This window comes from Streptomyces sp. ADI95-17, from assembly GCF_003846175.1.
Classification (GTDB): Bacteria; Actinomycetota; Actinomycetes; order Streptomycetales; family Streptomycetaceae; genus Streptomyces; species Streptomyces sanglieri.
Genome location: NZ_ML123048.1, coordinates 201869 through 214815 on the forward strand (window position 1 = coordinate 201869; position 12947 = coordinate 214815).

The following is a 12947-nucleotide window of genomic DNA, read 5'->3' on the forward strand; positions in this document are numbered from 1 at the left end:
CCCCCGCCATCGACACGCGCCGCGCACCACAACCCACCTCGGTCGCGGACGGCGGCCTCCCGCACCGCTTCGGCGTTCGCATAAGGTGGCGGCATGCTTTGACGCCTGCCCGGCAGCCGGGCACCACCGTGACCTCCCTCGTACCCGACCGTTTGCGGATCCTACGAAGGAGAGACATATGAGTGCTTCCCACCCCATCGACGTCCCCGACGCGTTCGCCGCGTCCTACAGCGCCAACGGCGGTGCGTCCGCCCGCGCCTGGATCGCCGCACTGCCCGGGCTGGCCAGGGACTTCCTGGACCGGTGGAGCCTGCGGCCGGACGGCCCCTCGGCACACGGCATGGCCTCGCTGGTGCTGCCGGTGATTCGCGCGGACGGTACACCCGCCGTGCTGAAGCTCCAGGAGGCCACCGAGGAGAACATCGACGCCGTGCCGGGTCTGCGGGTGTGGAACGGCGACGGCGTGGTGCATCTGCTCGACCACGACCCGGACACCGGCACCATGCTGCTGGAACGGCTGGACGCCGCACGTCCGTTGTCGGCGGTGGCCGACGAGACGGCCGCCGTACAGATTCTCGCCGAGTTGCTGGCACGCCTGGTCGCTGTGCCCGCGCCGCCGGGCTTCCGACGGCTGGCCGACATCGCGGCGGCCATGCTCGACGAGGTGCCCGGCAGCGTGCCGCGGCTGCGCGACCCGGCCGAACGGCGACTGGTGCGTACGTGCGCGTCCGCGGTCGCCGAACTCATCGGCGAACCCGGTGACCGTCTGCTGCACTGGGACCTGCACTACGACAACGTCCTCGCCGGAGAGCGGGAGCCATGGCTGGCCATCGATCCGGAACCCCTGGCCGGCGACCCCGGGTTCGACCTGATGCCGGCGATGCACAACCGCTGGGACGAGATCGTGGCCACCGGCGATGTGCCCCGCGCGGTGCTCCGCCGCTTCGACCGGCTGTCCGAGGTGCTCGGCCTGGACCGGCAGCGGGCGATCGGCTGGACGCTGGGCCGCGTCCTGCAGAACGCCCTGTGGGACATCGAGGACGGCAAGACCGCTCTGGAGCCGGCCCAGGTCGCCATCGCCACCGCCCTGTTGGCCCGGCCACGGCCTACGGCAGGCTGAACCGGCGCCGCACCTCGTCGAACAAGCGGGGGTAGTCGCTGCCGTACGTGGCCGCCGCGGCGAACAGCGCGTCGAGCGCGGCACGCAGCGGCACCGGCTCCATCGCGTCGAACAGGGCGGGCACCGCCATGGCCTGCTTCAGGAACCCTCCCCGACTTCCGTCGATCGAGTCCACCAGGGTGTGCGGGATGGCGGGGTCGTCGAAGAAGCGGTCCCAGCTGTGCCGGAGTTCGTCGAACTGCGCGGGCAACTCGTGTCCGAGGTCCATGGCTGCGAGCGCGGGCGCGATCCAGTCGACGTTGTTCAGACCCGCTTCCGCGTACGCGCGGTGGGCGGCCCAGCGGGCGATGGACCGCTGGGCCGCCGGTCCCGCCGCGTCGACCGCGTGCGGGAGGTCGCAGTCCAGGTCCCGCAGCCCCGCCACATTGCCGCCGACGTCCCGAAGGGCCCGGCTGGGCAACCGCCCGCCCCACTCCAGGGCTTCGAGACGCCTCTGTTCGGCCTCCTCGGCCCGCGCCTGCTCCTCCGCCCGCAGGCGCTGGGCCTCGGCGCGCTCCTCCGGCGACGGAGGCGGTGGCAGGGCGCGTGCCCACTGGTGCCAGTACTCCGCGGCGTCCGCCGTCCGCTTGACGATCTCGTCGGGGCGGGGCGCCGCCGGCCAGAACTGCAGGAGGTACTGATCGGCTGCGGCCTCACCGGAGAGAATCGCGAGCTCCTCCTCGCGGGCCCGGTCCATGTCGCGTCCGCAGTACCGGACCCGGTGGTCGGTCACGGGCAGATCCAGCGACACGAGCGGACCGTCGCCCCAGGGCAGGACGACCGTGGACCCGGAAGCGGGCCGGAACGCGACCTCCACGATGTCCTCCCACCTGTCGTCGAGCGGAGGGGCGGTGTCGTGCACCTCGACGGTCAGCCCCACCTCCCCGGTGTGCAGGCCCGTGTTCAGAAACAGACAGCCCGGCACGGCGGCCCCGCAGAGCCCGCCGGCCTGCCCGGCGAAGCTCCCCGACAGATCGATGTGATTCTCTTCCTCCTCGGGCCTGCTCTCCACATAGAACTGCCCGTAAGAGACGAACAGTTCCCCGCAGTACACCGTTCGCATGCCCGCCCCTCCACCGTCACGACGCATCCGGTCCAGCGTATGCGGGCCGGGTCGCCGTCCGGCTCAAGGGGGATGCGCAGCGGGTCCACGACGAGTTGGCCGTGCCCGGGACGTCCGGGCCGGGGCTTCGACGGGCACGGGTGGCCGGAGTCCGGGTGGAGCCTCCCGCGTGACGGAGCCCCGGTCGCGGTCCGTCACCGGATTACGGCAGGCCCGGCCCGGTGCGGGGTCAACTGTGCGATGCGGGCCAGGCGACGCAACGAATCGAGCAGGGCGACTCGGTCGTACGTACTGGTCGTGACGAGCATCTCGTCGGCTCGGGTCTCCTCGATGACCGATTCGAGCTCCGTGACCACCTCGTCCTCCGTGCCGTACAGGTGGCCGCGCATCCCCTTCTCGTAGAGACCTCGCTCCTTCTCCGTCATGCTCCGCGCCTCGATCCGGTCGGCGGGGGCGAGCGGCGGGAAGACACCATGGGTCCTGGAATGGGCCATGGACCATGCTTCCGGGATCAGGATCCGACGGGCCTCCTCCCTGCTCCCGGCCACCGCGATCGTCCCCGCCACGACGACATACGGCTCGGCGGCCCAGGCGGAGGGCCGGAATTCGCTGCGGTAGCGCTCGACGGCGCGCAGCAGTTTCTCCCGGCCCCGGAGGTCGCCGACCACCACCGGCAGCCCGGCAGCGGCCGCGATGCCCGCGCCCTCACCGGTGGCCAGCAGGAACGGAGGGATGCGCAGCCCCTCGGCAGGGAGGGCATGGACCTGCGGGTGGGAGCGCTGCGTGCCGTCCAGCCAGCCGAGCAGTTCGGTGAGCTGTCCGGCGAAGTCCTCGGCAGCCGTCCTGTCCCGTCCCAGCGCCTTGCGGATGCCGTCGGTGAAGCCCACCGAGCGGCCGAGACCCATGTCGATCCGGCCGGGGAACAAGGACTCCAGCACACCGAACTGCTCGGCCACCAGCAGCGTTTGGTGATTGGGCAGCATGACGCCGCCGGTGCCGACCCTGATGGTGGCGGTGGCGGCCGCGACGGCCGCTGCCAGCACGGTCGGCGCGGAACCGGCGACGCCCGGCACGCTGTGGTGCTCGGACACCCAGAACCGGTGGTACCCGAGCGCCTCGGCCTCCTGCGCGAGGCGCACCGAGTCGCGCAGCGCCTGCGGGCCGTCGTGCCCCGTACGGATGCGGGAGCGGTCGAGGACGGAGAACCGGGTGGATGCGATCACTGAGCTCACACCGTTGTTCAACGTCCGGGGCGCGGCGGCATTCCCCCGGGCTCCCGCACGGGTGCGGGAGCCCGGGGGTGGTGCCGTGCTCCACCGGCCTCACTTCATGGGGTAGATGTCTCCACTCGCCATGCCGCTGACCTGCTCGCTCTCCGATTCGATCCTGCGGGCCTTCTCCTTCAGACGCCGACGCTCCTCGGGGTCGGTGGCACGCTCGGCCTCGTTGTTCAGGTCCTTCGCCTTGGCTCGCATCTGCTGCACGCGATTGCGCAGCTCTTCCGACTCACTCATGATCACTCCTTGGATGTGCGGGCCCCGCCACGGAGCCGGGCGTCGTCCGTACCGTCCCGGGCCGTCTGGTCAGCCCCGGGACCGGTGCCATGGGCATCTGGACGCGGCCGTGCGCGACCGGCGGACATGGGCGCCGAGGAAACCGAGACCGATGCCCAGCATCCAGAAGTCCTTGGCGAGCGGGATGCCGTTCTGGGTGGGGCGAAGGCTCCCGGGCTCCCGCATCCCGGGAACCCGGAGGTACAGACCGACCAGCCCCCCGGAGAACCCTGTCAGCGCCAGCCCGGCCAGCCGGGTCGGTACGAAAGGGGCGAGCAGTGTTCCGCCGACCGTGATCTCCGACCAGGCGAGCATCCGGGTGAACCGCTCCGGGTCGATCTTCTTCAGGAACGGATAGGCGACACAGGCCATGCCATGCACACCCTGGGCCGTCTCCGCGTCGGCTTTCAGCTTGCCCAATCCGGAGTTCAGGATGAACGCGCCGATGGCGAGGCGAGGGGGGACATCGCGTGGTTCGAGAGTCGTCATGGGAGCCTCCGTCCCGTTCTGGGCCCCTCGTCGAGCTTAGCCAGTGGGCGCGGGTAGCGCTTCACAGGAAGAGGGGACCTGGCCCGGACACGGTTCTGGATTCAAGGATTCAGCCCCTTGCGGGCTCGGGCACCGCCGGAGCCGCGTCGCCCGTGACCGTGACCTGCTGCCCCCGGCCCGTGGTCTGCGAGGCGGTGCTCAGGCAGCTTCCGGTCGACGGGTCGGTGACCGTGGGCAGGCTGCCCGTATGGGCGACGCCCGCCTCGGTGCCGACCGGTTTGCCGTACGTCACTGTTATCCGCTGGCCGCAGCCCGCGGAGAGGTAGGGCTCGATGAATCCCTGATCGGCGTTCTTGAACCGGCCCGAGGCGGATGGCAGCCCGAAACTCCCGATGTGCGCCACCGCCGCCCCTGTCGCCGTCTCTACGACGTCCCCCGTCATCAGCTGCGTCGCCCCGGTCACACCGGCCCGCTTGAGCACCAGGGAGTACATCGTCCCCGGTGTGTAGCGGAATCGGACGGCACAGCTCACTCCGGCACCGCCGTCGGCTCCGTAGGTGCAGTGGCCGTCCGTCGTCGTGGCGTCGGCGTTGAAGGAGCTGAAGACCGCCTGGAGCACGCGGTTGCCGTTCGCGTCCACGGGCTTCGGCTGGAAGCCGGCGTAGGGGCGTGTGCCGCTCTCCAGGGTGGTGTAGTACGCGAAGTAGACGCCGGACGCGTCCGGCGCGGAGTCCACGGACATCGGCAGTGTCAGCGTGGACACGGGTGTGGGTGCGTTCGTGGTCCAGCGGAGGATCGGTGTCGAGGCCCAGGACTGTCCCGCCGCGCCGACCGCGAGCAGCGTGGTGGCGGCGAGGACCGTACCCGACCTCAGCAGGCGACGCGGATGCCTGCGGGCGGGCGTGGCGGAGCGAGAAATCAATGGCGTGCTCATGTCATCTCCTTGGCTGGTCTGCTGGACTGACGACGCGCTCTCTCGTTGTGTGGGCGTTGCGGTCTTTTGTTGTGTACGGCGTTGCGGTCCCCCGCTGTGTCCGGCGTTGCGGCGTTCCGGCCCGGCGCCCTGCGGCCCGCCCGGGCCGCAGGGCCGGCCCCGATCAGTCGGTGAGCGTGCTGGGATCGACGGGCGGCTTCGGCAGTCCCAGTGCCGCGAGCGCGGCGACGCCCGCGGAGTCGATCGGGAGGGCCCATTTGTGGACGAAGAAGTCGGTGAGGTCGTATCCGGCGGTCCGGCCGGCGTAGCTCGCCAGGGCCAGGTACTGACGGGCGTTGATGACGGGGTCGTGCGTGTAGTCGTCGACCGGGGCGTCGTGCTGGTGCTCACTGCGTACGAGCCGGTGCAGCCTCGGCCAGAAGTCCTCACCGAAGGCCAGCTCCAACTGCCGGAGCGGGACGAGCTTTTCGTACGCGCCGAAGGTCTGCTCGTAGCTGGTTCCGCTGGTGCCGAGCTTCGGCAGCGCGGTCTGGAAGTGATTCAGCCCGGTCTTCGGGTCGACCGTCAGCAGGTTGGAGGTCTGACCGAGGGTGCGTTGCGCGGCCAGTGAGTAGATGTTGACGGTGACCTCGGTCAACTGGTCGGCCTGGTAGGCACCTTGCTGGTGGAGGTGACCGAGCTCGTGGTACAGCCCCCAGCCCCGCGTACTGAGGCCCGCCACCGTGCACAGCCGGTCCATGTAGGCGCGCGGGAAGCCGTTGTACCCGTGCCAGGCGTAGGCCCCCACCCCGCTGGGCACGACACTGACCTCGTTGAAGTGGTAGCGGCCCGCCTTGGGGCGGTTGAGCCGCCCCCTGCCGTCCAGGCCGCTGATGCGCGCATGACTGTCGATGACGGTGTCGAACAGCCCCATCAACTTCGCGTGGTCCTCGTCCCGGTAGAGCAGTGCGCCCTCGCGAGTGAGGGTGAGGATCGCCTGACCGGTGATCAGCTCGACCCAGGGGATGTCGGTCTTCTCGTCGAGCTGCTGCTGGAAGGCGGCTTCATCGGTGCGGCCGAGTTCGAAGACCGCCATGCGCGGGGTACCGGGGCCGAAGGTGACGGCGGCACGCTCACCCTCCCCCGCGAAGCTCAGGTAGATCGGACCGCCGTGGACGTCCCCGACCGTGTTGCGGCCCGGGCGCAGCGGGATGGCGCGCGGCTCCTGGAGCGCGGCGTCCTCGTTGTAGTAGTCGAAGGTGCCGATGTGCAGCACCGGTACGCGGCCGCCCGCCGGACGGACCGTCACCGAAATGGACTTGCCCGCCGGGGCGTACCGGCCGGTGGGCATGAAGTCGCTGGACCGGAGGGCGCGGGCCAGTCGCATGCGCTCCTTCTCGGCGTCCGGAAACGCCTTGACCAGGAGCGTGTCCCCCGAGCCGTGCCCGGCCCGCTGTCCGCCCCGCTGCCCGGTCTGCCGGGCGGCGGCCGGGCCCGCGCCCAGCAGGGTTGCCGCACCGGCGCCGGCGAGGGAGCCGAGGACGGTGCGGCGGCTCATGGCACGTGGGACGGAGCCGTCCGGCGTACCGGGGGCCGGGGTGGTGAACGGTGATCGGGCAGGACGCATCCGGGAACTCCCTTGAGGATCAATGGAATCGGAGGGTCGTGGGGGCTGCGCGTCAGCATGTAAGCGATTGCCATGGGGCGCAAGGGGATCTCAAATGTTTCTGTCTTTTACTATGGCCAGGGCACACGACGGTGACAGTAACCGCTAACACTCGTCGGCATTACGGGCGGAGTCGGCGACGTCGGGCAGTTCCGGCCCGACGGCCACGTTCCGGACACGGGACGGCAGTCCCGCCGTAGCGGCGATGTCGACTTCCGTTGCTCGCGGAGCAACCTCGGACGCACGACCGTCGTCTTGATCCGTAACAAGCTTGATCCACAGCAATACGGTCGCCACAAGCGACAGCCACGAGCAACAGCCACTCAGTCACGTCCGACAGCCCCGACCGACCCCCACGAGCACCCGGGTTCGCCGACCAGGCAACTATGCACTCCATGTATACATCGAGTGCATAGCTATGTCCGGTTCCGGCCCGGTCACGCACGAAAGGCCCCCATGCACAGCAAGGCACTGGCGCCCGAGTACCAAGGCGCCCTCACCAAGATGTCGGTGAACTCCTCTCTCGCGGATGTACTGGCGGAAGGAGTACGCCACTTGAGGGAGGCCGAACTCTCCGGTTCACAACAGGAGGTGGCCCGGTGCGGGCTCGCCGTCGCCGAGGCGCACCGCCGGCTCGGCAACGTGACGGAAGCCGATCGGGCCTGGAAGGCCAGCTACCGGTCCGCCCGCTCGGCCGGCGACCTCGGGGCGATGGCCTGGGCACTCTGGAGCGGCGGGACTCTGGCCCGGCAGCGTGGCGAACTCAGGCTCGCCTTCCGGCTGTTGGGGCTCGCCGCCGACATGGGCAAGCGCGGCGGGGACATAGTCGCCCGCGGCTACTCCCTCGCCGGCCTCGCGGAGACCGGCCGGATCCAGGGCGACTACCGCACCGTCGCGGCCCTGCACGAGCAGCTGCTCGCCGAGGCACGTGCGCGCGGCGAGGCGCGTCACACCGTGTGGGCGCTGGAAGGGATCGCGCAGATCCACCGCAACACGGGCTCGCTCGACACCGCCCTGGCCATGTTCGAGGAGGCGGCCGAGCTGGCCGGCGACGCGGACGACCGGCGCGGCCGGGCGTGGGCCCTGCGTGGCATGGCCGACATCATCTCCCTGCGGAACGATCCGGAACGCGCCCTGGCGCTGCTCGCGGAGGCCGAACTCACCTGCCGGGAAATGAAGTTGTCCAGCGCCCTCGCCTACAACCACAAGATGCGCGCCAATGTCCTCTTCCGTGCCGGGCGGTACGAGGAGGCCCGCGGGATGTACGAGGAAGCGCTCGCGGAGTTCCGTGCCATGACCGAGCCCCGGGGCGAGGCGCTGGCCCGGCTCGGGCTCGTCAAGTCGCTGGCCCGGCTCGGCCGCGACCGCGACGACACCGCGGCGGACCTGCACGAACTGCGCCGCACCCTCAGCCGGATCGGTCTGCTCAACGCCCGGGACATGGTGGACAAGGCGTACGCCGAGCTGGGTGTGGCGCCGGTCGACGGCGGCACGGACGAGGAGAGCGGACGACGATGACGCCACCGCCCGCAACCCGGCAGGCCGCGCCGCCGGAGGTGCTCGCCCGCTGCCGCGACCAGGTGCGCCCGGCGCTCGCGCAGGCCGTGCGGCAGTTGCATCCGTGGCATGCGGAGATGGCCGCCTTCTCCCTCGGGTGGGCCACGACGGACGGCAGCCCCGCCCCGGGCTCACAGGGCAAGGGGATCCGCCAGGCGCTCACACTGCTCAGCGCCGAGGCCGCCGGCGCACCGGCGCGGGATGCGGTCGTCGGTGCGGTCGCCGTGGAACTGATCCATGTCTTCTCGCTCCTCCACGACGACATCATGGACGGCGACGAGACCCGCCGGCAGCGCGCCACCGTGTGGAAGGCGTACGGAACCGGCCCGGCGATCCTCGCGGGCGACGCGCTCTTCGCACTGGCCGTGCAGACCCTGGCCGAAGCGCCCGGAAGGCACAGTGCGGCGGCGGTCCGGCAGCTCGCCGGGACGCTGACCGACCTGGTGCGCGGTCAGGCCGACGACCTGCTCTTCGAGTCCAGGCCGTGGAGCGGGCCCGAAGCGGTCCAGCCGCACGAGTACCGGTGGATGGCCGAGAACAAGACGGGTGCGCTGCTGGGCTGCGCGGCCGGTCTGGGCGCCGTGCTCGCGGGTGCCCCGGCCACGACCGTCGAGGCGCTCGCCCGGGCGGGCCGGCACCTCGGGGTGGCGTTCCAGGCGGTGGACGATCTCCTGGGGACGTGGGGGGACCCCGAGGTCACGGGCAAGCCCGTGCACAGCGATCTCCGCCGGCTGAAGAAGACGTACCCCGTCCTCTCGGCGCTGGCCACGGACGGTCCCGCCGCCCGCCGGCTCGCCCTGCTGCTCGGCACCGGAAACCCGCTCGACGGCTCAGCGGCCCGGCGGGCGGCCGAACTCGTCGAGGAGGCCGGCGGACGCACCGCCACCCTGGCCGAGGCCCACCGGCAGGTGGACATCGCCCGCCGCAGCCTGGAGACCGTACCGCTCGCGCCGGCCGCGCTGGGCGAGATCCTGGCGCTCTTCCCGTACCTCATCGACCGCACCGGCTGACCCGGACCCGGCCGTCGCTCGCCCTTCGCTCTCCCCCGCGCGGGTCAGCCGCTGAGCGCGGCGACGATTGCCTGAGCGACGGCCGACGGGCCTGGGACGGAGCACTTCGGTCCGGTGGGCCAGGCGAGGAGTACGACCGTGCGCCGACGAAAGACCGTTGTCGCAATCGGTGTCGCAGCAGGACGAATATCCTGTGCAACGTGGCGACCTCGACTTACCACGTAAGTAAGACCTCGCTCGGTCTCAAGCGCAAGTAGCGGCGCAGCAAGAAGCTGGTGACCGTCCGGGAGAGCTCGAAAGGCCGGCTCGCCGCCCTGACCGGCTACGAGGCGTACGGCCACGAGGGCCGGCTGCTCGGCTCGTTCGGCGTACTGCCGAAGAAGTCGGTCGACCGCACGACCTGGGAGTTCGAGCAGCCCGGCCTCGGCAGACTCACCGGTACCGAGCGCAGCGTCGTGACTGCGCGGGCCCGGCGGCTGCTGACGCTCTTCGACACGGTCGGAGAGATCGCCGGGGCCTTGGTGAAATACCACTTCGACTTCGCCCGGGACGGCGAGCCGGTGTTCAGCATCGACAAGCCCAGGGTATTCGACGACTGGTACCGCCTGACCGTGCACGAGGACGACGTCGACAGGCAGTTGGTTTTCGCACTGTCGGTGACGATGGAGGCCCGGCAAACGAGGCCAGGTGCGAATGGCGCCGCCCGCGAGAACGGCCCCGGTCGGTGCGAGACCGTTTCGCGGGAGGCCACTCACTGCGCGTCGTGGAAGACGAGGCCGAGGGTGCGGCGCCGGCCGGAGCGGACGGTACTGACTCCGTGGCGCATGAGCGCCGTCGACCAGCCACGCTTGGAGGCGACCGGCCGGTCGCGGGTGGTGAAGACCAGTCCGTGGCCCTGGAGAACGGTGGCGGCCGATCCGCGGGACTGCGCGCGGGGCCGCTGTTCGGTCATGAGGAACTCGCCACCGGTGTAGTCGGCGCCGGGCACGTCGAGTCCGATGACGACCTGGAGCGGGAAGAGCATGTCGCCGAATACGTCGCGATGCAGGGCATTCCAGTCTCCGGCACCGTAACGCAGCAGGATCTGGGCGGACTTGGACTGCCCCGCCGCGTGACACATACCGATCCATTCGGCCGGCTCGTCGGGCCACGGCGCGGATGTGCCCAGCTTCGCGGACCAGGCACGGGCGACGGGCAGCAGGCGCGGGTAGAGCGCCTTCCGCAACTCCCTCACCACCGCGGGCAGATCGTGGGTGAAGTAGCGGTACTGGCCGGAGCCGAACCGGTGGCGGGCCATGTCGACGGTGGTGCGGAAGCGTTCGGTCTCGTCGTACAGGGCGGCGGTCTCCCCGCACCGGGCGGGGGTGAGAAGCCGCCCGGTCGGTGCGCTGCCGTGGGCGGCGATCTCGTCGGTGAGTGCGGACCAGTCGGTGGCGGCGACCTGGTCGCGCACGGATCCGGCCGGATGTGTCGTATCGATCAAGGGTCTGGTTCCTGGTTCATGGTTCTTGATCCCTGGTTCATGGGTGCGCGAGCGCGGTGCCGTGCCGAACGGGTTACCGGTGGCCCCTGTGGTCGATGCCGGCTCGCCCGGGGCATCGGATCCGGCGCTATTCGGACATCGCGTCGCGCGATCCGGCCCCTCGCGCCGGGCCCGCCGGACGTGGGACGGTGGAAGGACACCGTGCGCTGCGCCGCGGGAGGTGCCGGATGCCTGCACAGCCGCTCGACGACACGATGCTGAAGGAGCTCGTCGCCGATGCCACCGCCGCCCCGTCCATGCACAACGCCCAGCCCTGGCGGTTCCGGTACGGGCGGGCGGGCCGCACGCTCACGCTCCGGGCGGAGTTCGACCGTGAGATGCCGGAGGCGGACCCCTCCACGCGTGGCCTGCACGTGGGATGCGGTGCGGCGCTGCTGAATCTGCGGGTGTCGGCGTCGTACCGGGGCCTGGACGCGCTGACCACGCTGCTTCCGGTTCCCATCGATCCGGCCGTCCTGGCGACCGTCCGGCTGGCGGAGCGCCGCGGCGTACCCGCGCAGCCGCCGGATGCGGCCCTCGCCGTTCTGCATCCCGCGATCCGGGACCGTCACACCAGCCGCTTTCCGTTCGACGACCGGGTGATCCCCGACGACGTCCGTGCGCGCCTCGCCGACGCGGCCCTCGCCGAGGAGGCCGACTTCTCGTTTCTGCCGCCGGAGCACCTGGAGCGGGTGCTCGCACTGATCCGGGACGCCGAGGGGTTCGATCTGAGCGACCCGGCGCGGGACGCGGAGCAACGCTACTGGACCCGGGACACCCAGGTGGAGGCGGCGGTCGACGGTGTCCCGGACTACGCCTTCGGCCCCACCGACGCATCGGGCAGGTCGATCAACCGGGATTTCGCCGGTACGGATGTCGTTCCGGGCCGGGCGCACGCCCTGTTCGAGGACCGGCCTCAGCTCGCCCTGCTCCGTACCGTGCGCGACCGCCCGGTGAACTGGCTGTGTGCCGGTCAGGCCCTGGAGCGCGTCCTGCTCACCGCCGTACGGCACGGGCTCGTCGCCTCGTTCGCGACGCAGCCCCTGGAATGGCCGGAACTCCGGCGCCTGCTGCGCGACCCGGCTCTCGGCACGGGTCACCCGCAGATGATCGTGCGTCTCGGTTACGGGCCCGAGGGGCCGTGCGCGCCTCGTCGCCCCGTGTCCGAGGTGCTGACGATCGAACCCTGAGCCCGGACACACCGTCCCGATCGGCGTGGCGACATCTCTGAACCCGGCTGCGGTCACTCGAAGTTGCGATCCCCGCCGGTCTCCGGAGGTCCGGCGCCGGCTGCGGCCGCCGTCGGGGCGCCGTGGCCCGGCTCGGCCCGCCCTCCCGCCTTCGGCTACGGCACCGGGGCGATGCCTCCGTCCACGCGCAGGTTGAACCCGTTGACGTAGCCGGCGAGGTGACCGGCCAGGCCGGTGGTCATGTTGACCACCGCCGCCTTCGCCGCCGAGTACTCGACCATGTTGGGCAGCGGAGTCGTCGCCGCCCGGCTGCCCACGTTGATGCCCCGCCCCCAACCGCGCTCCCGCATCCGGTGTCAGGGCCCGGATCATCCGCACCGCGGACAGCACATTGCCGTTCATCGCCTCCAACCAGGCAGCCGGCTCCGTGGACTCCCGGTCGTGCTCGGCGAACGGGCCGGCGTTGTTCACCAGCACGTCCACACCCCACTCGGCGGCCCGCCGCGCCACCTCCTCGGCCGCCTCGCCATCGGCGAGATCGCCCAGCACGATGTCCGCCACCGCGCCGATGGCCCTCAGCTCCGCGGCGGCCTCGTCGGCACGTGCAGGGTTCCGGCCGTGCACCAGCACGGCGCACCCCTCCCCGGCCAGCCGCCTGGTCATCGCCGCACCGATTCCCCCCGTACTCGCCGCCACCATCGCACGTCGTCCCGCAAGTCCGAGATCCATGCCCCCGAGGCTGGTAGCGGCCTGTGACAACCGGCCCCGGCCGACAGAACCCACGCACCCGGGCATCGCCCCCACGCCGCTACTAATTCGTATTAG

At 71.2% G+C, this 12947-nt stretch carries 12 protein-coding genes and 1 pseudogene; 4 read left to right on the plus strand and 9 right to left on the minus strand.

Translation table 11 applies throughout. The features are described 5' to 3' along the window. Positions 1-178 precede the first annotated feature (178 nt). Entirely contained in the window at positions 179-1120 is a 942-nt protein-coding gene (locus tag EES42_RS24000; RefSeq protein WP_124720329.1) for an aminoglycoside phosphotransferase family protein, read from the plus strand. Here the strand turns inward: EES42_RS24000 and EES42_RS24005 are convergent. The 6 genes from EES42_RS24005 to EES42_RS24030 form a co-directional block, all read right to left on the minus strand. Then, positions 1107-2222, minus strand: coding sequence for a hypothetical protein (locus EES42_RS24005; protein WP_124720330.1), 1116 nt, complete (start codon positions 2220-2222; stop codon positions 1107-1109). The two genes, EES42_RS24000 and EES42_RS24005, sit on opposite strands and share 14 nt — an antisense overlap. Positions 2223-2416: 194 nt before the next feature. Further along, positions 2417-3454, minus strand: a complete 1038-nt coding sequence (locus EES42_RS24010) for an MsnO8 family LLM class oxidoreductase (RefSeq protein WP_124720331.1) — start codon at positions 3452-3454, stop codon at positions 2417-2419. Positions 3455-3544: 90 nt separating this feature from the next. Next, positions 3545-3736, minus strand: coding sequence for a DUF6381 family protein (locus EES42_RS24015; protein WP_124720332.1), 192 nt, complete (start codon positions 3734-3736; stop codon positions 3545-3547). Positions 3737-3805: 69 nt separating this feature from the next. Continuing rightward, a complete protein-coding gene (locus tag EES42_RS24020; protein WP_124720333.1) occupies positions 3806-4264 on the minus strand; it encodes a hypothetical protein in 459 nt (152 codons plus the stop codon). 109 nt (positions 4265-4373) lie between these two features. Beyond that, on the minus strand, positions 4374-5198 hold the full coding sequence (locus tag EES42_RS24025; RefSeq protein ID WP_124720334.1) for a hypothetical protein: 825 nt from the start codon (positions 5196-5198) through the stop codon (positions 4374-4376). 163 nt (positions 5199-5361) lie between these two features. Then, a complete protein-coding gene (locus tag EES42_RS24030) occupies positions 5362-6804 on the minus strand; it encodes a M60 family metallopeptidase (protein WP_124720335.1) in 1443 nt (480 codons plus the stop codon). 495 nt (positions 6805-7299) lie between these two features. Between EES42_RS24030 and EES42_RS24035 the strand changes: the two genes are divergently transcribed. Both EES42_RS24035 and EES42_RS24040 read left to right on the plus strand, forming a co-directional pair. Then, positions 7300-8361 (plus strand): tetratricopeptide repeat protein, encoded by a 1062-nt coding sequence (locus EES42_RS24035; RefSeq protein ID WP_124720336.1) that lies wholly within the window; start codon positions 7300-7302, stop codon positions 8359-8361. Further along, a complete protein-coding gene (locus EES42_RS24040) occupies positions 8358-9410 on the plus strand; it encodes a polyprenyl synthetase family protein (protein ID WP_124720337.1) in 1053 nt (350 codons plus the stop codon). The genes EES42_RS24035 and EES42_RS24040 overlap by 4 nt, the downstream gene beginning before the upstream one ends. 322 nt (positions 9411-9732) lie before the next feature. Here the strand turns inward: EES42_RS24040 and EES42_RS24045 are convergent, their stop codons facing one another. Both EES42_RS24045 and EES42_RS24050 read right to left on the minus strand, forming a co-directional pair. Further along, positions 9733-9981 (minus strand): hypothetical protein, encoded by a 249-nt coding sequence (locus EES42_RS24045; protein ID WP_124720338.1) that lies wholly within the window; start codon positions 9979-9981, stop codon positions 9733-9735. 180 nt (positions 9982-10161) lie between these two features. Further along, the gene (locus tag EES42_RS24050) at positions 10162-10893 is read right to left on the minus strand and encodes a 2OG-Fe(II) oxygenase (protein ID WP_124720339.1); all 732 of its coding nucleotides are present in this window, start codon (positions 10891-10893) and stop codon (positions 10162-10164) included. Between the two features lie 227 nt (positions 10894-11120). On the opposite strand from EES42_RS24050, the gene EES42_RS24055 reads away from it, so the two are divergent. Next, complete coding sequence (locus EES42_RS24055; RefSeq protein WP_124720340.1) at positions 11121-12122, plus strand: Acg family FMN-binding oxidoreductase; 1002 nt, start codon at positions 11121-11123, stop codon at positions 12120-12122. Positions 12123-12277: 155 nt separating this feature from the next. Here EES42_RS24055 and EES42_RS46355 read toward each other — a convergent pair. Further along, a pseudogene (locus EES42_RS46355) lies at positions 12278-12917 on the minus strand (SDR family NAD(P)-dependent oxidoreductase). Between the last annotated feature and the right edge of the window lie 30 nt (positions 12918-12947).

What these genes read in the sequence shown, in the direction of transcription:
- EES42_RS24000 (WP_124720329.1), top strand. Translation starts at nt 179, where the DNA reads ATGAGTGCTTCCCACCCCATCGACGTCCCCGACGCGTTCGCCGCGTCC.
- EES42_RS24005 (WP_124720330.1), bottom strand. Translation starts at nt 2,222, where the DNA reads ATGCGAACGGTGTACTGCGGGGAACTGTTCGTCTCTTACGGGCAGTTC.
- EES42_RS24015 (WP_124720332.1), bottom strand. Translation starts at nt 3,736, where the DNA reads ATGAGTGAGTCGGAAGAGCTGCGCAATCGCGTGCAGCAGATGCGAGCC.
- EES42_RS24020 (WP_124720333.1), bottom strand. Translation starts at nt 4,264, where the DNA reads ATGACGACTCTCGAACCACGCGATGTCCCCCCTCGCCTCGCCATCGGC.
- EES42_RS24025 (WP_124720334.1), bottom strand. Translation starts at nt 5,198, where the DNA reads ATGAGCACGCCATTGATTTCTCGCTCCGCCACGCCCGCCCGCAGGCAT.
- EES42_RS24030 (WP_124720335.1), bottom strand. Translation starts at nt 6,804, where the DNA reads ATGCGTCCTGCCCGATCACCGTTCACCACCCCGGCCCCCGGTACGCCG.
- EES42_RS24035 (WP_124720336.1), top strand. Translation starts at nt 7,300, where the DNA reads ATGCACAGCAAGGCACTGGCGCCCGAGTACCAAGGCGCCCTCACCAAG.
- EES42_RS24040 (WP_124720337.1), top strand. Translation starts at nt 8,358, where the DNA reads ATGACGCCACCGCCCGCAACCCGGCAGGCCGCGCCGCCGGAGGTGCTC.
- EES42_RS24045 (WP_124720338.1), bottom strand. Translation starts at nt 9,981, where the DNA reads ATGCTGAACACCGGCTCGCCGTCCCGGGCGAAGTCGAAGTGGTATTTC.
- EES42_RS24055 (WP_124720340.1), top strand. Translation starts at nt 11,121, where the DNA reads ATGCCTGCACAGCCGCTCGACGACACGATGCTGAAGGAGCTCGTCGCC.